We start from the raw sequence: 19,056 nt of genomic DNA, 5'->3' as shown, positions 1-19,056 counted from the left end.
CGGTCTAACGGTTGCGGTGGCGCGGCTATCACTGGACTGGATATACGCCGCGCCGCCCTCATCTTCGATCCCATGACGTCCGCCTTTCCTGCCGCCCGCGTGCTGGCCGACTTCCATCCCGCCGTCGCGGGCTGGTTCGAGAAAACCTTTGCTGCGCCCACGGACGCGCAAGCCGCCGCGTGGCCGCTGATCCGCAGCGGCCGGCATACGCTCGTCGCCGCACCGACGGGCTCCGGCAAAACGCTGACCGCCTTTCTTGCCGCGCTCGACGAACTCGTGCGCGACGGGCTCGCGCACGACGGCGCGCTGCCCGACGAAACGCTGGTTGTCTACGTGTCGCCGCTGAAGGCGCTGTCGAACGACATCCGCATCAACCTGCAGACGCCGCTCGAAGGAATCGCGCGCGAACTCGCGCAGCGCGGACTGCCCGCGCTCGACATCCGCACGGCCGTGCGCACGGGCGACACGACGCAGCAGGAGCGCGCCGCGCTGAAGAAGCGCGCGCCGCATATTCTCGTCACGACGCCCGAATCGCTGTACGTGCTGCTCGGATCGGAGTCGGGCCGCAAGATGCTGTCGACGGTGCGCACGGTGATCGTCGACGAAATTCATGCGATGGCGGGCAACAAGCGCGGCAGCCATCTCGCGCTGACGCTCGAACGGCTCGACGCGTTGTGCGGCCGGCGCTTGCCGCGCATCGGCCTGTCGGCGACGCAAAAACCGATCGAAGCCGTCGCGCGCTTTCTCGTTGGCGGCGCGAGCCTCGACAACATGACGGATAGCCTGACCGATAGCGCCGCCCACGACAGCGCGCCCGCCGACTGCGCGATCGTCGATGTCGGCCACGTGCGCGAGCGCGATCTCGCGCTCGAAATTCCGCCCGTGCCGCTCGAAGCGGTGATGTCGAACGAAGCGTGGGAACTCGTCTACAACCGGCTCGCGGAACTCGTCGCGCAACACCGGACGACGCTCGTGTTCGTCAACACGCGCCGGATGGCCGAACGCGCCGCGCGTCATCTGACCGAGCGGCTCGGCAAGGATGCCGTCGCCGCGCACCATGGCTCGCTCGCGAAAGAGCACCGCTTCGACGCCGAGCAGCGCCTGAAGCGGGGCGAACTGCGCGTGCTGATAGCAACGGCGTCGCTGGAACTCGGCATCGATATCGGCGATGTCGATCTCGTCTGCCAGATGGGCTCGCCGCGCGCGATCGCGCCGTTTTTGCAGCGCGTCGGACGCTCGGGGCACCACGTGGGCGGCATGCCGAAGGGACGGCTCTTCCCCGCTTCGCGCGACGATCTGATCGAATGCGCGGCGCTGCTCGATTGCGTGCGGCGCGGCGAACTCGACCTGCTGCATATCCCGCGCGCGCCGCTCGACGTGCTCGCGCAGCAGATCGTCGCGGAGGTCTCGAATGCCGAATGGAGCGAGGACGGTCTCTTCGATCTGCTCCGGCACGCTGCGCCGTATGCCGACTTGAAGCGCGAGCAATACGACGCCGTGCTTCGCATGCTCGCCGAGGGCTATACGAGCCGCCATGGCCCGCGCGCCGCGTACGTGCATCGCGACACCGTCAACGGTACGCTGCGCGGGCGGCGCGGCGCGAAGCTGTATGCCGTCACGTCGGGCGGCACGATTCCGGAGAACGCCGATTACGCAGTGATCCTCGAACCGCAGGGGCTCAATATCGGCACGGTCAACGAGGACTTCGCGGTCGAGAGTCTCGCGGGCGATGTCTTTCAGCTCGGCAACGCGTCGTACCGGATCATGCGCGTCGAGAGCGGCCGCGTACGCGTCGAGGATGCGCAAGGCCAGCCGCCGAACATTCCGTTCTGGCTCGGCGAAGCGCCGGGGCGCAGCGACGAATTGTCGGCGGGCGTCGCGCGTTTGCGTTCGGAGATCGAGCGACTATTGGCGGTTGCGGCGGTTGCGGCCGATGCGAAGACCACGCTGCGCGCGCCTGAAGCAGCACCCGCCGATGCGTACGCCGATGCGCGCGGCGAACCCACGGCCGTCGCCGAGCGCCCCGCCGCCGTACTCGATCTCGAACCGGCCATCGCGTGGCTCGTGGAACGAACGGGCCTGATCGCGCCGGCCGCGCGGCAAATCGTCGAGTATCTGGCACGCGCGCGTCAGGCGCTCGGCGCGCTGCCGACGCAGGACACGCTCGTGATGGAGCGCTTCTTCGACGAATCGGGCGGCACGCAGCTCGTGATCCACACGCCGTTCGGCAGCCGCGTGAATCGCGCGTGGGGACTCGCGCTGCGCAAGCGCTTTTGCCGCACGTTCAACTTCGAATTGCAGGCGGCCGCGACCGAGGATGCGATCGTGCTGTCGCTGACGGGCGCGCACAGCTTCGCGCTCGACGAAGTGTGGCGCTATCTGCGCTCGGCCACGGCCGAGCACGTGCTGATCCAGGCGCTGCTCGACGCGCCGCTTTTCGGCGTGCGCTGGCGCTGGAACGCGACGACGGCGCTCGCGCTGCCGCGCTACACGGGCGGCCGCAAGACGTCGCCGCAATTGCAGCGCATGCGCAGCGACGATCTGCTCGCGACCGTGTTTCCGGATCAGGCCGCGTGCCTCGAAAACATCGTCGGCGAGCGCGAGCTGCCGAGTCACCCTCTCGTCGATCAGACCGTCGACGACTGCCTGCACGACGCGATGGATACGCAAGCGTGGCTCACGCTGCTGCGGCGGATCGAACAAGGCGAGATTGCGCTCGTGAGCCGCGATCTGCCGGCGCCGTCGCCGCTTGCAGCCGAAATACTGACGGCCAAGCCGTATGCGTTTCTCGACGATGCGCCGATCGAAGAGCGGCGCACCCAGGCCGTGCTGAATCGCCGCTACACGAGCGCCCCCGAATCCGCCGACGATCTGGGCGCGCTCGATGCCGACGCGATCGCGAGCGTCGGCGAAGAAGCGTGGCCACAAGTGCGCGACGCCGACGAAATGCACGAAGCGTTGACGGGTCTCGCGTGCATCACGCAAGCCGAGGCGCAGCGCAACGAAGGCTGGAACGCGTGGCTTTCTGGGCTGGCAAAGACGGGCCACGCGACGCGCATGCAGATCGCGCAGCACGATGCGCTATGGCTGCCCGCCGAACGCCTGATGTGTCTGCGCGCGATCTATCCTCACGCCGAGATCGAACCGGAGATCCAGGCGCCCAAAGGTTTCGACGACGCCTGGACGGAAGACGATGCGCTGGTCGACGTAATTCGCGCGCGGCTGACGGGGTCCGGACCGCTGCCGTTGTCGGCCATTGCGCGCGCGCTGGCGTTGCCCGCATCGGCAGTCGCACAGGCGCTGACGCGGCTCGAAGCGGAAGGCTACGTGATGCGCGGCCGTTTCACGCCGCGCGCGGTCGACGAGGAATGGTGCGAGCGGCATCTGCTCGCGCGCATTCATCGCTATACGGTTCGTCGCTTGCGACGGGAAATCGAGCCGGTCGAGCGGCATGACTTCATGCGCTTCCTGTTCGAATGGCAGCGCGTCACGCCCGATGCGCGCGGCGAAGGGCGTGATGCGCTCGCAGCCGTACTCGATCAGCTGGAGGGATTCCAGGCGGCGGCGGGCGCGTGGGAGGAAGACATCCTGCCCGCGCGCCTCAAGGACTATTCGATCACATCGCTCGACGACTTCTGCCGCTCGGGCAAGATCGTCTGGACGCGGCTCACGGAACGCGCGCGCGGCGCAAGCGCGCCCGTACGTAGCACGCCCATCGTGTTGTTGCCGCGCCGCGCGCTGCCCGCGTGGAGCGCGCTGATCGATCCGGCGAAACAGCCGGAACTGTCGCCGAAAGCGCAGCTCGTGTTCGACGCGCTGACGCAGCACGGCGCGATGTTCTTCGACGAGCTGCTGTCCGATGTGCATCTGCTGCGTATCGAACTGGAGAATGCGCTCGGCGAACTGGTCGCGGCCGGACTCGTCAACTCGGACAGCTTTGCGGGTCTGCGCGCGCTGCTCAAACCGGTCGCGAAGCGCAACGCGTCGTACTATCCGAGCCGCCGTCCGCGCGGCGCGGGCGCGCTGATCGGCGGCATGGACGACGCGGGACGCTGGGCGTTGTTACGGCGGCCCGCTGCAGTGGCCAAAGACACGGCGGATGATGCGCCCGCTGCGTTGCCCGCACGCCGTCCGCCGCCGCTCGCACCCGACGTGCTCGAACACATCGCGATGGCGCTATTGCGGCGATATGGCGTCGTGTTCTGGCGGCTCCTCGAACGTGAAGCCGAATGGCTGCCGCCGTGGCGCGATCTGCTGCGCGTGTATCAGCGGCTCGAAGCGCGCGGCCAGGTGCGTGGCGGGCGCTTCGTGAACGGACTCGCCGGCGAACAGTTCGCATTGCCGGAAGCGATTCCGCTGCTGCGCGAAGTGCGGCGGCATGCGAACGACGGCGCATATGTGTGCGTGGCGGGCACCGATCCGCTGAACCTCGTGGGCACGCTGCTGCCGGGCAGCAAGGTGCCGGCCGTGGCGGGCAACCGCGTGTTGTATCGCGATGGCGTGCCCGTCGCGTCACTCGTTTCCGGCGATTTCAATCTCCCGCCCGACGCCGATGGAGAAACGAAACAGCTGATGCGTATGCGGCTCGCACGGCGATATTGAGCGCAACGACGCGCGCGCTGCACTCAAACGACGATGGCTGCTTGCTCGTACCTCAAGCGGCCCGCGCGCCGAAACGCAGCCGTGCGCGCACCGCGCTTTCGGCGTCGACTACTGCGCGCGACAACGACTTCGCGGATCTCAACTGTCCTGTGATCAGCACGCCGATGGCCGCGACGATTCCCATCTGCGCGACGACGATGACGCCGCACAAAGGATTGGCCGCAAACGCGGAACGGCAGAACAGGTCGGTGATGGGGTCGACGGGGCTTGTGCCACGCGCGCGCCGCTCGACGCGTGGCTGCGGAATGGTTCTGAAGGTCCTGCGCCGCGAACATAGACCAGCGAGTATCCATGCGCTCAGAAACGGCATCAACAACATGCCCTGGAACGCGACGCTGCCGTTGAACGCGTTGTCGAGGCAGAAGCGGACGTAATCGGCGTCGGCGTCACGCAATGTGCCCGACGCGAGCAGCGCTTCGCCCTCGCGCGCAAGTTCGAGCCGCATTGGATGCACGGCGTCGGCGAGGCGCCTCGCCAGCAGCAGGTAGACAGCGGCGCAGACGGCCACTGTGGCGCAAAAGCGCAGCAAATAGAAGTATTCCATTATTTCGACGCACTCCTTCGGAAATGCCGGGTCATGACCTTGCGCGCTGCGTCGTATTCCGACTGCTGCTGCCCGACGGGGTCGATGATGATCCGGAAAATAAAGAATGAAACGAACAGGCCCGCTATCAGCAAAGGCAGCATCACTTCGAGAAAAACAAGCGGCTCCGAACGGGCGAAATCGATCAGTTCGATCAGCGCGTCACCGATCGTTGCTCCACTTGCCATACGCCTCCCGAGCGTCTTGCCGCGTCATTGCATTAATAAAAATCCTACCACTGTGGGTGAATTCGTAGAGGATTTCTAAACGTCAAAATTTGTAGAAGAGAATGGGGCGCGGCGACGTCACCCGTTCGCCGCGCCCGTCGCCGCTTTGTTTTCCGCTTATTCGCCCGGACTGTACATGTCGAGCAGTTTGAGCGTCACGCCATTGGTCCAGCCAAAGCCATCCTGCAACGGATACTCGCCACCGCCGCCACCGCCCGTCCCCGATCCTTCGACGACATACTTCTCGACCAGCTTCTGCTCTTTCGCATACACGTTCTTCACGTCAGCGAGAAAGCGCGTGCCGATCTGCGTGGCGAGATCGCGGCGTCCATAGCGCGTGAGGCCTTCGATCGCGATCCAGTGCAGCGGCGCCCAGCCGTTCGGCGCATCCCATTGCTGGGTCGTGTTGTACGTGGACGTAGTCAGGCCGCCGGGCTTGAGCAGGATACCCGCGACGACGTTCGCAGTCTTCTGCGCGCGATCCGGCCACGCCGCGCCCGCGAAGAGCGGATACAGCATCGCCGGTGTCTGGTTGTCGCGCGACTTCGCGAGCTTCCAGTCGTAATCGCCGTAGTACCCGTTGCTGTTCCACAGATACCGGTTGATGCCCTCGGCGCGTTTCGCCGCCTTGCCGATGAACTGCACGACGCAGCCGAAGTCGCGCGCTTCTGAGCAGCCCCGCGCGATGGTCGTCTCCAGATGGAACATCAGGCTGTTCAGGTCGACGGGAATGATGGCCGTCGTGCGTACCGTCGTCAGGTGCATGTTGTCGCCGAACCAGCGCGAGCTGAAATCCCAGCCGCTTTCGGCCGTCGCGCGCAGATCGCGATACACGTCGCCCGGCGTGCGGCCCGTCGCCTGCTGCGCCGTCTGCACGTCTTCGAGATACGACTCGTCGCGCGGCGTGTCGAGTTCGTCCCAATAGCGGTTCAGTACCGTATGGTCGGGCAGCACGACGACATTGCGCGTCGCATCGCCGGGCTTCGTCGCCGACGCGCCCTGCATCCAGTACGCGTACTCCTTGCGCATCTGCGGCAGATACTTCTGATAGACGCGCCCGCCTTCGACCTTCGCCGCGAGTTCGACCATATACGAGAAGAACGGCGGCTGCGAACGGCTCAGATAGTACGTGCGGTTGCCGTTCGGAATATGGCCATACGTGTCGATCATGTACGCGAAGTTGTCGAGCATGTTGTCGACGAGATCTTCGTGACCCGACTCCTGCAAGCCCAGCATCGTGAAATACGTGTCCCAGTAGTAGCCCTCGCGAAAGCGGCCGCCCGGCACGACATAGGGCTTCGGCATCGGAATCAGCGAACTGTACGGCGGTGCGCTCGTCGTCGTGCGCGTGAGTTCGGGCCACAGCCAGTTGATGTGATCGCGCAGCGACTGGTTTGCGGGCGGCGTGATCACGGGCTCGGAAGGCGGCGTGAAGTACTTGTTGACGAAGTCCGCCAGCGAAAAGCCGGCATCGTTCTTATGCGCGTCATACAACTGGACGATCGTTGCGGGATCGGCGTTCGGGGTTGCGTCGACGAAGGTCTTCTGGTCGGGATAGATCTGCGCGGTTTGCACGGCGACGAACAGGTCGCCATACAACTGGTCGGGCGGTGGCGGAAGCGGCCCGCCGATCTGCGTATCGGCGCTCGCCACGTGCGCGAAACTGGCGAACAGCATGAAGCCCGATAACGCGATCGCGCGACGCATCGTCGTCGATGGAATGGCGGTTGAATGGTCGTTCGGAACAGACCTGCATGGCACACACGACAGCATACTCATGTCTCCCTCCTCGGAAAGATGGACAATCGGTCTGGTCTGCCGTCGCGCTTTTTTATCGCCTTGCGAGCATCGCACACGAGTACATGCGCACGCAATCGAACGTCAACGTTTGCGGAACCGGTTTGTTGGAAGCGCATCATTTCCATGCATTCTGATTAAAGAATGGCTTGTGAAAGGTCGTTAATAGATTCGGAGCCGCAGCCCCGGCCGCTTCGATACAATGAAGCGCAGCCCATACGACGCTTTGCAGCCCGCGTGCTTACTCATAATCGGAGTTCGACTGAAGGCAACGGTTTGCCCGGGGATCTCTCATGAACGACGGCCAACACGATCAGGTGCTTTTCGCCCGCTTCGGAACGAGCAGTCCGTGCTGGCGCCTGTCCAGCGACAGCAACGCGCTCGAGCTGTCGCCGGAAACGGACGACCGTACGGCCACCGTTGCGATTGCGCTATCCGGCGCGCAAGCCGCGCAGATTCGCCAGCTGACGGGCGTCACCGCGCACCTGACGATGGACGTGCGCCTGCACGGCGAGCCGCTGCGGCTGCATCTCGTCGGCAAGAAGCTCAACGGCAGCACGTGGGCGGGCACCGCATCGGCGTTCGAAGATACGGAGTCGGTCGCACGCGATCTGGTGCACGGCCTGTCGTTCGCGGAACAGGTCGTGTCGGAAGTCAACTCCGTCGTCGTGATCGTCGACCGGAACGGCCGCATCCAGCGCTTCAACCGTCTCGCCGAAGAACTCACGGGCATGAAGGAAGAAGACGTCATCGGGCGCAGCGTGTGGGCGCTCTTCATGTCGTCGGAAGCGGGCGCGGCGTCGAGCCAGAACATTTCGGGCTTTTTCAATCGCGGCGTCGCGTATGAAGTCGAGCGCCGCGTGCGCACCGTGCACGGCGAACGGCTCTTTCTCTTTCGCAACAAGTTCGTGATGAGCGGCAGCGGCGTCGACGAGCAGTTTCTGATCTGCTCCGGCACCGACATCACCGAGGAGCGTCGTGCGCAGGACCGCCTCACCGAGCTCGCGAACACCGACTCGCTGACGGGCCTGCCCAACCGCAACGCGATCCACGACAAGACTCGCACGGCTATTGCGAGCGCGGCGCCGGACGTTTCCGTCGGCATTCTGTTTCTCGATCTCGACAACTTCAAGAAGGTCAACGATCACTATGGCCACGTGTTCGGCGACCGGCTGATCCAGGATGTGTCGTCGGCCGTGCGCGAATGCCTCGGCGCCGACGACATGCTCGCACGCCTGGGCGGCGACGAGTTCATCGTGCTGTCGCCCGTCGCGACGGCCGGGTCGATGGAGGCGATCGCGCAACGCATCCTCGAACGGCTGCGCACGCCGTTCAGCCTCGGGCTCGTCGAGGTGTATACGGGCTGCTCGATCGGCATCGCGATGTTCCCCGAGCACGGCGACAGCCTCGAAGCGCTGATCCGCGCCGCCGATACCGCGATGTACGTCGCGAAGGACGACGGCAAGCGCACCTATCGCGTGTTCTCGCCGGAGATGAACCGCAAGGTCGCCGAATACATGTGGCTCGACACGAACCTGCGGCGCGGGCTCGAGGAAGGCCAGCTGACGCTGCACTATCAGCCGAAGCTCTCGCTCGCGACGGGCAAGGTATACGGCGTCGAGGCACTGGTGCGCTGGAATTCGCCGGAGCGCGGGCAGATCATGCCCGCCGCGTTCATCCGTTATGCGGAAGAGTCGGGGCTCATCGGGCCGCTCGGCCGCTGGGTCATGCAGACAGCCGCCGAACAGGCCGCGCAATGGAAGGCGCGCGGGCTGTCTCTACGCGTGGCGATCAACGTGTCGGCGCGGCAACTGGTGGATACGGCCGTCGTGTCGCATTTCAGCGAGGCCTTGCAAAACGCGAAACTCGATCCGTGCCTGCTCGACATCGAGCTGACGGAAAGCTGCCTGATCGAAGACGAAGCGGCCGCGATCGACCTGATCACGCAATTCCGCGATCTCGGCGCGCAGGTCCATCTGGACGATTTCGGCACCGGCTATTCGTCGCTGTCGCAATTGGGGCGTATTCCGCTCGATGTGATCAAGCTCGATCGAAGTTTCGTGAGTTCGATCAACGCGGACAAGAAGTCTCAGGCGCTCGTGCGCTCGATGGTGGCTGTCGCGCAGGCGTTGCAGCTGAAAGTGGTCGCCGAAGGCATCGAGACCGAATCGGAAGAACTGTTCATGAAGGGATTGGGCGTCGAATACGTGCAGGGCTATCTGTACGGCAAGCCGATGCCCGCGGCCGATTTCGAGCGCTGGCTGAATGACAGGCAGAAGATCCGGTTGATCGCCTGAACCCCCGAAAAGTCTGCTCGACCCGACGGATCACCTGCCTGTCGGCCGCTTGCGCGGCGGCTACTGCTGGATACATGCTGTGTACTGCCTGTTTGCTGCGTCGATGGTTGCTGTGCTGATGGTTGCGCTGATTGCGTTCGTGCTGATTGCGTCAGCGCTGATTGCGCTTCCGCCGATCGCGCGATTCATCGCGTTCATGCAGCGTTCATGGCCGCCTGACGCAGATTCCCCGTGCGGCGGTTTTGCAGCATCACGAGCCGCTCCATGAACGCGAGGTCTTTCTCTTCGATCGTGAACGCGGCCTGCACCCAGTCCTCCGTAATCTCCATCAGCTCGGCGCGCGAAAGCTGCAATACGCGCTGACGCGCCCGCACCATCGCGCGGATGCCATTGAGCTTCGGGCGCAGCGTATCGATGAAGGTCCGCGTCGCCACGTATGCCTCGCCCGGCTCGAAGAGCTGATCGACGAGACCGCGGCTCGCATGCCACTCGGCCGTGTGCGATTCGCCGCCGCCGATCAGTTCCTCCGCGAGGCGCATGCCCGCCTTGCGCGCGACGAGCGAATAGCCGCCCATGCCCGGGAACAGATTGAACGCGATCTCGGGAAAGCCCATGCGCGCGTCGTTCTGCGCGAGCACGAAGTGATGCGCGAGCGCGGCTTCGAAGCCGCCGCCCAGCGCCGAGCCCTCGATCATCGCGATCGAGATGGCCCCCGTATCGAAGCCGCGCGCCGCCGCATGCACGCAATCGACGCAGGCGCGCGCGTATGCCATCAGTTCCTGTCGGCGGCCCGAGCGGATCGCATCGGCAAAGAAATTGAGGTCGCCGCCGACGTTGAACATCGACGGAATGGCCGAGCCCGTGACCCAGAAATCGATCGGCAGGCGCGAATCGCGCGCGGCCTGCGCCAGTTCGAGAATGTCGTGGACGAGTTCGAGGTTGAAGCATGGACGCGGCTGCGCCCGCAATATCATCCACATGACATTGCGCTCTTCTTCGTAATATGCGGCGATTTGCGACAGATTGCCCGCTTCGAGGAATGGACGGCAGGCGTGATGGTTTTGCAGATTCATTTTGAACGGTCCTTTAAGGTTAAACACTGGTGAAGCAATGCGAGCCTAAAACAGACCGGAATGCGTTGGGGGAGGGCTAACGAACAGAAGGGAGCAGTTCGTCATAAGGATTGCGGTGCCCGCCGGGCGGGTTTCTTGAACAGCGCCGCTTGCGCAAACGATTGCGAATCGAAGCAAAGCTCTAAGGGCGCGCGCTTTCACGTCCTTTAAAAGGGCGCAAAGTCGTCATTAGAATATTTGCTTTAAATCTCGGGCGTTTTTGCCCGCGGATGACCCTATCGGTAATCGCCCGTATTGCGCGCATTTGTTAAATCGAGGCAATGCGAGCGAAAAAGCGGCATTGCGAATTTCGAATGCGCGATGAATGGCGTTTTCACACGGCGCGTCGAGCGCCAGCGCATTGCCCGTGAACAGGCGCGTGACGCACGCATGGCGATGCCGATGCCGATGCTGATGCAACGTCATGCGCGCCGTTTCTTATCAACTGAAGGCTGTCGTTACGCGAGGTTGCGCAGTATCGCGCGCGTGGGTGGTTCGTGGCGTGGGTCGTTCGCGCGTTATCGCAGACGCACCGACCAGCCATCGGCCTGCTCCGGGGACAAACCTGCCGCCAGCGCCGCACCGCGGATCTGCCGCCACGTCTCGGGATCGACGGGAATGCCATTGGCCTCGCGCTCGGCACGCGTCGCGCGCTCCGGTTCGCCCGGCGCGTAGATGCGTTCTGCACCGGCGGCAAGCGGCGACGCCTTCACCCACTCGACGAACGCATCGGCCTCGGCTTCGGCGTTCGGCGCATCGAATGCGTTGGGATCGACGATCACCGACAGCATGCAATTGATGATCGCGTTGGTCTGTTGCAGCGTGACGTCGTGCGTCGTATAGCCGCCCGACAGCGCGCCGCCGAAGATCTCGCACATCGCCGCGAGACCGAAGCCCTTGTGGCCGCCCGCCTGCCCGCCCACGGGCATCAGCGCGCCGAACGGCGCTTGCATCATCACGGCGGGATCGACGGTCGGCTTGCCTTCGTGGTCGATCAGCGAACCGGGCGGCACTTCCTTGCCCTGGTTGTACGCGACGCGCGTCTTGCCATAAGCGACGGCGCTGGTGGCGAAGTCGAGCACGAGCGGCGCCCTGCCCGCGCGCGGAAACGCCGCGCAAAACGGATTCGTGCCGATGCGGCGGTCCGCGCCGCCGAACGGCGCGACGAGCGGATCGCCCGCCACGTTGACGAAGTGAAACGACACGAAGCCCGCCTTCGCGCATTGCTCGGCCCAATGCCCGATGCGGCCGATATGATGCGCGTTGCGCAGCGCGACGGCGCACACGCCGAGCTTATTCGCGCGCTCGATGCCGAGTTCCATCGCTTCATGCGCGACGACCTGGCCGAAGCCCTTGCCGCCGTCGATCGTCAGCACCGCGCCGATGTCCTTGACGACACTCGCGTGACCGTTGAGCTTCAGTTCGCAATCGCGCAACGAATCGACATAGCGCGGAATCATGCCGACACCATGCGAATCGTGTCCCGTCAGATTGGCCGCGACGAGATGATCGGCGACGAGTTGGGCTTCGCGCGGCGCGCTGCCCGCCTTCTCCCAGATCGCGCGCACATAGGCGTGCAGTTGATCGGCCGGAATGCGGGGAGCGGACGTCTGGGCAGTACGCGTGTCGTTCATTCGACGATGGGCTCGTTCAAAGGAGGCGGATGGACAGCGGGAGCGACCGGCCGGCCCCTCCCGCGCGAGAACGTCCGGGATGCGAACGTTCGGAGAACAACAACTTGGAGGACTACAACGACTTTACGAATAACGTCAAGGCGCCGCCGCAATCACTTCCGCCACGGCCGCTGTGAGCTTCTTGCCATACGGCACATGCAGGAACTCGTTCGGACCGTGCGCGTTCGACTTCGGTCCGAGCACGCCGCACACCATGAACTGCGAAGTCGGGAAGCCCGCCTTCAGCACGTTCATCAACGGGATCGTGCCGCCCTGCCCGATGAACGCGACGTCGGCGCCGTAATGCTGGCGCGATGCGTCGTTCAGCGCGGTGGCCAGCCACGGCGCGAGCTCCGGCGCGTTCCAGCCCGTCGCGGCGCCCGCGTCCGGCTTGAACGTGACCTTCGCGTTGTACGGCGGATCGAACTCCAGCAGCGACTTCAACTGCTGCACCGCCTTGTCCGCTTCGACGAGGGGTGGCAGGCGCAGCGACAGCTTGAACGCCGTGCGCGGACGCAGCACGTTGCCCGCATCGGCGAGCGAAGGCAGCCCCGCCGCGCCCGTCACCGACAGCGACGGACGCCACGTCGAATTGAGCAGTGCCTCTTTCGGATCGGCTGTCGTCGGCAGCACCGGGCCGCCGTCCTGGCCGCACGACCATGGCAGCTTCTTCCACACGTCGTCGCCGAGAATCTTCGCGGTCGCTTCGACTTCGCTCAGACGGTCGAGCGGTATCGGGCAATGGAAGCCCTTCGGCAGCAGCGTGCCGTCCGCTGCGTCTTCGAGCCGCTCGAACAGTTGCCGCATGATGCGAAAGCTCGACGGTGCGATGCCGCCGTAGCTGCCCGAGTGAATGCCTTCGTCGAGCACCTGCACTTCGAGGTCGCCGGAGACGAGGCCGCGCAGCGAGGTGGTCAGCCACAGCTGATCGTAGTTGCCCGCGCCCGAATCCAGGCACACGACGAGTCCGACCTTGCCGAGCCGCTCGCGCAATGCGTCGACATACGGCAGCAGGTCGTAGCTGCCCGACTCTTCGCACGTTTCGATCAGGCCGACACAGCGCGGCCGCTCGATGCCTTGCGCGTCGAGCGCCGCCAATGCCGTGAGGCTCGCGTAGATCGCGTAACCGTCGTCGGCGCCGCCGCGGCCGTAGAGCTTGTCGTCTTCGAGCTTCGGCGTCCACGGACCGAGATCCTTGCGCCAGCCGTCGAATTCGGGCTGCTTGTCGAGATGGCCGTATAGCACGATCGTTTCCGTGCTGCCCGAACGCGTCGCGGGCGATTCGAAGAAGATCACGGGCGTGCGGCCCGGCAAGCGAACGATTTCGAGCTTCAGTCCGCGCACGGGCTGCTGCCCGGCCCACTTCGCGGCCTCCGTGATCACGCGCTCGATATAGCCGTGCTGCTGCCAGTCGGGATCGAACGCCGGGCTCTTTGCCGGCACGGCGATGTAGTCGGTCAACGCCGGCACGATCTCATCGTTCCACTTGCGATCGACGAATTCGCGCAGTGTATCGTGATTCAGCTTGTGAGCCTGTTGGGTTTCGTCGGAGATCATGATGGCAATCCGGGTCAGTCGAAACGCACATGATAAGCCCCTCGCGCCCGCATTGCCGAATTCATCTGATCGGTGACGACGCTGCAGCACAGCGCCCGATTTGCGATCCGGCGCAGGCTTGCGAGGCGCTCTCCACGCCGCGTGCGCACGTTACGCATTCGCGCGACAATGCACGCATAACTACGACGCGCCTGGGAGGCCCTCGATGAGCAACAACATCGTGGTTCAAGGCGTCGCGGCCGTGGTCGCGCTGGGTCTGTACTTCCTGCCGTCCATCGTCGCCGATCGCCACAAGCGCCATGACGTGCTGACCATTGCGCTCTTCAATGCGTGCATGGGCTGGACCGTGTTTGGCTGGCTGATCGCGCTCTACTGGGCATTTCAGCCGAATCCGCCCATCAATCTCGAAGGCGAAGTGGTGCGCTCGCGGCGCGTCATCAGCATGCGGACCTTCACGAAGATGCTCGGCGAGCGTGTGCAGATGCGCGAGTCGCGCGACCGTTCGACGAAGTGACGCTCACCTGAACCGTGAACCCCTTGCACGAAAGCGAATCATGCCGGAGTCATGCCGATGCAGATCACACCGTTCCAGATCGCGATTCCCGATGCAGAGCTTGCGGCGCTCAATGCGCGCCTCACGCAAACGCGCTGGCCCGATCCGTTCGACACGCCACCGTGGGCGCTCGGCACCGATCCGCGCTATCTGCGCGAACTCGTCGACTACTGGGCAAACACCTATGACTGGCGCGCGACGCAAGCGCGGCTCAACCGCGAGCCGCAGTTCATCGCGCGCGTCGGCGGCCTCGGCGTGCATTTTCTGCATCGGCGCGGCATCGGTCCGAAGCCCTATCCGCTCGTCATCACGCATGGATGGCCGGGTTCGTTCGTCGAGTTCATCGAGCTGCTGCCGCATTTGTGCGATCCCGCATCGGTGGGCGCGGACCCAGCCGACGCATTCGACGTCGTCGTGCCCTCGATGCCCGGCTACGGTTTTTCCGAGCGTCCGTCGAAGCCCGGCATGTCGGTGTTCGCGATCGCGGACCTGTGGGCCCAACTGATGCGTGGCCTCGGCTACGCGCGCTTCGGCGCGCAAGGCGGCGATCTGGGCGCGGCCGTATCGATGGCGTTGGCCGCGAACCATGCGCAGCATGTCGACGGCATTCACCTCAATTTCCTGCCGAGTTCGTACTCGCCTGGCGTGAGCGCAAGCGATCCGCCCGTCACACAGGAAGAACAGGACTTTCTCGCGGCCAAAGCCGTATGGGCCGATGCCGAAGGCGCCTATTCGCACATGCACGGCACGAAACCGCAGACGCTCGCGTTCGCACTCAACGATTCGCCTGTGGGACTGGCTGCATGGATCGTCGAGAAATTCCGCGCGTGGAGCGATTGCGATGGCGATATCGAGCGCGCGTTTTCGAAGGATCAACTGCTGACCGACCTCTCGCTTTACTGGCACACGCAGACCATCGGCTCGTCGATGCGCCTCTACGCGGAAACGCGCGCGCGGCCCTTGCGCTTCGAGTCCGGCCAGCGCGCGACGCCGCCGCTCGGCTTTGCGCGCTTTCCGAAAGAAATCAGCCAGCCGCCGCGTTCGTGGATCGAGCGCGTGTTCAACGTCACGCAATTCGCCGACATGCCGCGCGGCGGGCATTTCGCGGCGATGGAGCAACCCGCGCTGCTCGCCGAAGAAATCCGGCGTTTCTTCCGGCCACTGCGTGGTTGAGCGTGGTTAACTCCGCCTGAGCGCGGTTCACGTTTCACGCTCGCGCTGCACCCGTACGTCAGCGCGAGCGCATCACCTGCATGGTGATGCCACTGCCGCACTTGTGCGCTCAGGTGTATCGACAACCAGCGCCGATTCTGTCTCTGGCATGCGCTTGCCTCGCACGGAACAATGAACCGTTCGCGCAACTGGCGCTCAATCGAGGTGGCCACCACCGGGGAACGCGAACCGCGAGCACGCTCGCGTTCCGCCGCGCGCCTGGGCCTCTTGTCACGATCCGTCGATCGCTCTTTCCTGCTCTTTCCACACACGGGAACCCACGCAATGCCTCAAACCACGCATCTGCTCGCATTCGCCCTCGTCGCGCTCGGCATGGCGCTCACGCCGGGGCCCAACATGATCTATCTGGTCTCGCGCTCGATCAGCCAGGGCCGCACGGCCGGTCTGATTTCGCTCGGTGGCGTCGCGCTCGGCTTCGTGTTCTATATGTTCTGCGCGGCATTCGGCATCACGGCGCTGCTGCTCGCGGTGCCGTTTGCGTACGACGCGCTGCGTTTCGGCGGCGCGCTGTATCTGCTGTATCTCGCCTGGCAGACCGTGAAGCCGGGCGGCCGCTCGCCGTTCCAGGTGCGCGAACTGCCCGTCGACAGCCCGCGCAAGCTCTTCACGATGGGCTTCGTCACGAATCTGCTGAACCCGAAGATCGCGGTGCTGTATCTGTCGCTGCTGCCGCAGTTCATCGATCCGCAGCAGGGCAGCGTGCTCGGACAGTCACTGATATTCGGCGCTATTCAGATCGTGTTGAGCATTTCAGTGAATTCGACCGTCGCGATCACGGCGGGATCGATTGCCGGATTTCTCGCGCGCAAGCCGACGTGGCTCGTCATTCAGCGCTGGCTGATGGGCACGGTGCTCGCGAGCCTCGCCGTGAGAATGGCGACGCAAGCGCGGCGTTGACGAACGGGCGTTAACGAAATGTGCCGGGCGCGAAGGCCCGGCACAGGTAGAGAGTGAATGCAAGACGCGCCGCCTGGACGCGCCTTCGTTTTCAACGCATCACGACGCTGATGAACTTGTGCTGAAGCACCGATCCGGCGGGAATCGAGCGCGGCTGGCGCCGCACGTTATCCTGCGCGAAGGTTCCCTGACGCAGTTCGCCCTGCTCGTCGAACCATTGGCAGACGAGCCGTTCCCCCGCTTCCCCCGCGACCGGTCCGATATACGTCACCGTCATGCGCGAGCCGCCCGTCTTGAGCGTCACCACATCGCCGACGTTAAATTGCGCTGCTTGCGTCGTATCAAATGCGTCGTAAGTGTAAGTAGCAGTCAGCATGGATGTCCCCGATATAAGCATTAGGCTGGCTGAAAATTCACTGCCATAAACGCACCGCCGTCCCACGAATTAATAAGAGTGGACGAAGATTAACAATTGAATATTTCGGGATCAAGTATTTTTTCCTGGAAGCGTTTTCAGCCAATTCGCAATAACACGCGTTATATCGCGAACGTTCGTTCATTATTGTTTAGTGTCCGAATGCGCTGTGGCAGAAGGCCGGATGCTGTTGCGCAGCAGGTTGCGGCAGGCAGTTTAGACCGATCGTGCCGGGTATGTGTAAATACGCCCGACCATCACCTGTCATAAGCATGACATTCTCCGCATTTTCTCCGCGTTAACGCGGATTAAATGGATTGGCGCCGGAGAAAATCGATGCCACCAGTAAATAATCGCATCACTGTTGAACGGGAATATCGGTTGCAACGCGCCATGCGACGCCATTAAATAGTATGACTGCACGCGCCGAAAACGATATCAGCTGATATCTCGACGCGCATTTGTTCGGCGCCAATACAAATATGCGGAATCATCCGGCGACTCGGGATTTTCCCTAAGCGGGCTTTTAAGGGTGTCTAAAAGGGCTCGCGGCAGTCTTTTAAGCGACCTTTATCGCGCGTCGATGCGCGACTTGCTGATGCCGCACGAGCGTCACGCTCAGGACGATACAGACCACCATCAGCGCCGCGTTGATCAAGAGGCTGCGCTGGAACGCATACGCATAACCCGCCGCTGAAGCCTGCGCGGACAGCGCGCCGAAGAACGCGCCGCTGATGGCAGCCGTGCCGAACGCAGAGCCGATCTGCAGCGTCGACGTGACGACGCCCGATGCGAGTCCCGCCTTCGCCGGCGCGACTTCCCCCAGCACGATGCGCATGATCGACGGCAGCACGAGGCCCTGGCCGACACCCGCGAACACCAGTCCGCCATAGAACAGCGTACCCAGTGACGCATGCGTCGCGGCCCAGCCGGTCAACGAAAAGCCGGCGGCCATCATCGCAAAGCCGAGCGTCAGCACATGCGCGCCGATGCGCTTCACGACGGCGGGCGACGTCAGCGGCCCGGCGACGAAGCCAAGCGCGAACGGCATGATCGCGATGCCGGATTGCAGCGGCGTCCAGTGCAAGCCCGTCTGCAGATAGATGCCATACGTGAGAAAGAACGCGCTGTTGCAATAGAACAGGAACGCGATCACGAGCCCCGTCGAGAACGCGGGATTGCGGAACAGTTGCAGATCGACGAGCGGGCTGCCGCCCTTGCGCTCGACCTGCCGCTCGGTGGCGACGAACGCGGCAAGCGCGGGCACGGCGAGCGCGAACATCGCGAAGGTCGACCACGGCCAGCCGGCTTCGCGGCCATGAGTCATCGGATAGATCAGCAGGATCAGCACCAGCGACAGCAACGCCACGCCCTTCAGATCGACGCTCTCACGCGTTTCGGGCTGATTCTCCGGCACGAACTTCCACGCGCCGACGAACGCCAGCACGCCGACGGGAATGTTGATCAGAAAGATCGCGCGCCAGTCGAGGCCGAACGGCTGATACGTAATTAGCGCGCCGCCGCCCAGTTGCCCGACGATCGACGCAAGCCCGAAGACGAAACCGTAGAAGCCCATCACACGCGTTTGCTGATGAAGCGGCACGACGGCGCGCACGGTGGCCAGCACCTGCGGCGCCATCACCGACGCGGCCATGCCCTGCACGATGCGTGCGATCACGAGCACATGTCCGTTGGGCGCAAAGCCGCACAGCGCCGACGCGACCACGAAGCCCGCCATGCCTGTCATGAACATGCGCCGCCGGCCGAACAGATCGCCGAGACGACCGCCCGTGATCAACAGCACCGCATAGGCCGATGCATACGCGGAGACGATCAGTTGCAACTGCGCGTCGGTTGCGTTCAGGCCCGTGTGGATCGCGGGCAGCGCGAGATTGACGATGAAATAGTCGAGCGGCGCGAGAAACGCACCGACGAAGAGCACCGTCAGCGCGAGCCTTTGCCGTTCGAAACGCTCATGTACCTGCGCATCGGCATGCGATGCGGCTCCTCCGGCGTGTTGGCTCGCACCGGATCTCTTCATGCATGTCTG

At 64.1% G+C, this 19,056-nt stretch carries 14 protein-coding genes and 1 riboswitch; of the genes, 5 read left to right on the top strand and 9 right to left on the bottom strand.

Translation table 11 applies throughout. From position 1 onward, the window contains the following. Positions 1–72 precede the first annotated feature (72 nt). Positions 73–4,602 (top strand): DEAD/DEAH box helicase, encoded by a 4,530-nt coding sequence (locus BMW76_RS10885; protein WP_090865133.1) that lies wholly within the window; start codon positions 73–75, stop codon positions 4,600–4,602. Between the two features lie 52 nt (positions 4,603–4,654). On the opposite strand, the gene BMW76_RS10880 is transcribed toward BMW76_RS10885, so the two are convergent. The 3 genes from BMW76_RS10880 to treA all read right to left on the bottom strand — a co-directional run bounded on the left by BMW76_RS10880 (position 4,655) and on the right by treA (position 7,251). Continuing rightward, positions 4,655–5,206 carry a hypothetical protein gene (locus BMW76_RS10880; protein ID WP_090865132.1) on the bottom strand — a complete coding sequence of 184 codons (552 nt, stop codon included), beginning with the start codon at positions 5,204–5,206 and terminating at the stop codon, positions 4,655–4,657. Continuing rightward, positions 5,206–5,433 (bottom strand): hypothetical protein, encoded by a 228-nt coding sequence (locus tag BMW76_RS10875; protein ID WP_090865131.1) that lies wholly within the window; start codon positions 5,431–5,433, stop codon positions 5,206–5,208. The genes BMW76_RS10880 and BMW76_RS10875 overlap by 1 nt, the downstream gene beginning before the upstream one ends. A 156-nt stretch (positions 5,434–5,589) precedes the next feature. Then, the gene (gene treA / locus BMW76_RS10870; protein ID WP_090865130.1) at positions 5,590–7,251 is read right to left on the bottom strand and encodes an alpha,alpha-trehalase TreA; all 1,662 of its coding nucleotides are present in this window, start codon (positions 7,249–7,251) and stop codon (positions 5,590–5,592) included. Between the two features lie 311 nt (positions 7,252–7,562). Between treA and pdeR the strand changes: the two genes are divergently transcribed. Then, positions 7,563–9,566, top strand: coding sequence for a cyclic di-GMP phosphodiesterase (gene pdeR, locus BMW76_RS10865; RefSeq protein WP_090865129.1), 2,004 nt, complete (start codon positions 7,563–7,565; stop codon positions 9,564–9,566). Between the two features lie 194 nt (positions 9,567–9,760). Here pdeR and BMW76_RS10860 read toward each other — a convergent pair whose 3' ends face one another. The 4 genes from BMW76_RS10860 to BMW76_RS10850 all read right to left on the bottom strand — a co-directional run bounded on the left by BMW76_RS10860 (position 9,761) and on the right by BMW76_RS10850 (position 13,908). Beyond that, a complete protein-coding gene (locus BMW76_RS10860) occupies positions 9,761–10,639 on the bottom strand; it encodes a crotonase/enoyl-CoA hydratase family protein (protein WP_090865128.1) in 879 nt (292 codons plus the stop codon). A 228-nt stretch (positions 10,640–10,867) separates the two neighbouring features. Beyond that, positions 10,868–11,104, bottom strand: a complete 237-nt coding sequence (locus BMW76_RS40255; RefSeq protein ID WP_143062241.1) for a hypothetical protein — start codon at positions 11,102–11,104, stop codon at positions 10,868–10,870. A 92-nt stretch (positions 11,105–11,196) separates the two neighbouring features. Continuing rightward, complete coding sequence (locus BMW76_RS10855) at positions 11,197–12,312, bottom strand: malate/lactate/ureidoglycolate dehydrogenase (RefSeq protein WP_090865127.1); 1,116 nt, start codon at positions 12,310–12,312, stop codon at positions 11,197–11,199. 135 nt (positions 12,313–12,447) lie between these two features. Next, entirely contained in the window at positions 12,448–13,908 is a 1,461-nt protein-coding gene (locus BMW76_RS10850) for a M20 family metallopeptidase (RefSeq protein ID WP_090865126.1), read from the bottom strand. A 205-nt stretch (positions 13,909–14,113) separates the two neighbouring features. On the opposite strand from BMW76_RS10850, the gene BMW76_RS10845 reads away from it, so the two are divergent. From BMW76_RS10845 to BMW76_RS10835, 3 genes are all read left to right on the top strand, one after another. Then, positions 14,114–14,422 carry a superinfection immunity protein gene (locus BMW76_RS10845; protein ID WP_090865125.1) on the top strand — a complete coding sequence of 103 codons (309 nt, stop codon included), beginning with the start codon at positions 14,114–14,116 and terminating at the stop codon, positions 14,420–14,422. Positions 14,423–14,479: 57 nt separating this feature from the next. Then, on the top strand, positions 14,480–15,634 hold the full coding sequence (locus tag BMW76_RS10840; RefSeq protein WP_090865234.1) for an epoxide hydrolase family protein: 1,155 nt from the start codon (positions 14,480–14,482) through the stop codon (positions 15,632–15,634). Between the two features lie 174 nt (positions 15,635–15,808). Next, positions 15,809–15,905: riboswitch (ZMP/ZTP riboswitch) on the top strand. A gap of 53 nt (positions 15,906–15,958) precedes the next feature. Next, positions 15,959–16,591, top strand: coding sequence for a LysE family translocator (locus tag BMW76_RS10835; RefSeq protein WP_090865124.1), 633 nt, complete (start codon positions 15,959–15,961; stop codon positions 16,589–16,591). Positions 16,592–16,682: 91 nt separating this feature from the next. Here BMW76_RS10835 and BMW76_RS10830 read toward each other — a convergent pair whose 3' ends face one another. Both BMW76_RS10830 and BMW76_RS10825 read right to left on the bottom strand, forming a co-directional pair. Next, positions 16,683–16,967 (bottom strand): YodC family protein, encoded by a 285-nt coding sequence (locus tag BMW76_RS10830; RefSeq protein WP_090865123.1) that lies wholly within the window; start codon positions 16,965–16,967, stop codon positions 16,683–16,685. A gap of 598 nt (positions 16,968–17,565) precedes the next feature. Further along, positions 17,566–19,047 carry an MFS transporter gene (locus BMW76_RS10825; RefSeq protein WP_245763173.1) on the bottom strand — a complete coding sequence of 494 codons (1,482 nt, stop codon included), beginning with the start codon at positions 19,045–19,047 and terminating at the stop codon, positions 17,566–17,568. Positions 19,048–19,056 lie beyond the last annotated feature (9 nt).

The organism is Paraburkholderia diazotrophica, from assembly GCF_900108945.1.
Classification (GTDB): Bacteria; Pseudomonadota; Gammaproteobacteria; order Burkholderiales; family Burkholderiaceae; genus Paraburkholderia; species Paraburkholderia diazotrophica.
Note: the sequence above shows the minus strand (reverse complement) of the source record. Positions and strands in the feature narration are given on the sequence as shown.

Excerpts from the sequence above, each read along its gene's own strand:
- BMW76_RS10885 (WP_090865133.1), top strand. The coding sequence starts at position 73 with ATGACGTCCGCCTTTCCTGCCGCCCGCGTGCTGGCCGACTTCCATCCC.
- BMW76_RS10825 (WP_245763173.1), bottom strand. The coding sequence starts at position 19,047 with ATGAAGAGATCCGGTGCGAGCCAACACGCCGGAGGAGCCGCATCGCAT.
- BMW76_RS10830 (WP_090865123.1), bottom strand. The coding sequence starts at position 16,967 with ATGCTGACTGCTACTTACACTTACGACGCATTTGATACGACGCAAGCA.
- treA (WP_090865130.1), bottom strand. The coding sequence starts at position 7,251 with ATGAGTATGCTGTCGTGTGTGCCATGCAGGTCTGTTCCGAACGACCAT.
- BMW76_RS10875 (WP_090865131.1), bottom strand. The coding sequence starts at position 5,433 with ATGGCAAGTGGAGCAACGATCGGTGACGCGCTGATCGAACTGATCGAT.
- BMW76_RS10880 (WP_090865132.1), bottom strand. The coding sequence starts at position 5,206 with ATGGAATACTTCTATTTGCTGCGCTTTTGCGCCACAGTGGCCGTCTGC.
- BMW76_RS10860 (WP_090865128.1), bottom strand. The coding sequence starts at position 10,639 with ATGAATCTGCAAAACCATCACGCCTGCCGTCCATTCCTCGAAGCGGGC.
- BMW76_RS10840 (WP_090865234.1), top strand. The coding sequence starts at position 14,480 with ATGCAGATCACACCGTTCCAGATCGCGATTCCCGATGCAGAGCTTGCG.
- BMW76_RS10850 (WP_090865126.1), bottom strand. The coding sequence starts at position 13,908 with ATGATCTCCGACGAAACCCAACAGGCTCACAAGCTGAATCACGATACA.
- BMW76_RS40255 (WP_143062241.1), bottom strand. The coding sequence starts at position 11,104 with ATGACGTTGCATCAGCATCGGCATCGGCATCGCCATGCGTGCGTCACG.
- BMW76_RS10855 (WP_090865127.1), bottom strand. The coding sequence starts at position 12,312 with ATGAACGACACGCGTACTGCCCAGACGTCCGCTCCCCGCATTCCGGCC.
- BMW76_RS10835 (WP_090865124.1), top strand. The coding sequence starts at position 15,959 with ATGCCTCAAACCACGCATCTGCTCGCATTCGCCCTCGTCGCGCTCGGC.
- pdeR (WP_090865129.1), top strand. The coding sequence starts at position 7,563 with ATGAACGACGGCCAACACGATCAGGTGCTTTTCGCCCGCTTCGGAACG.
- BMW76_RS10845 (WP_090865125.1), top strand. The coding sequence starts at position 14,114 with ATGAGCAACAACATCGTGGTTCAAGGCGTCGCGGCCGTGGTCGCGCTG.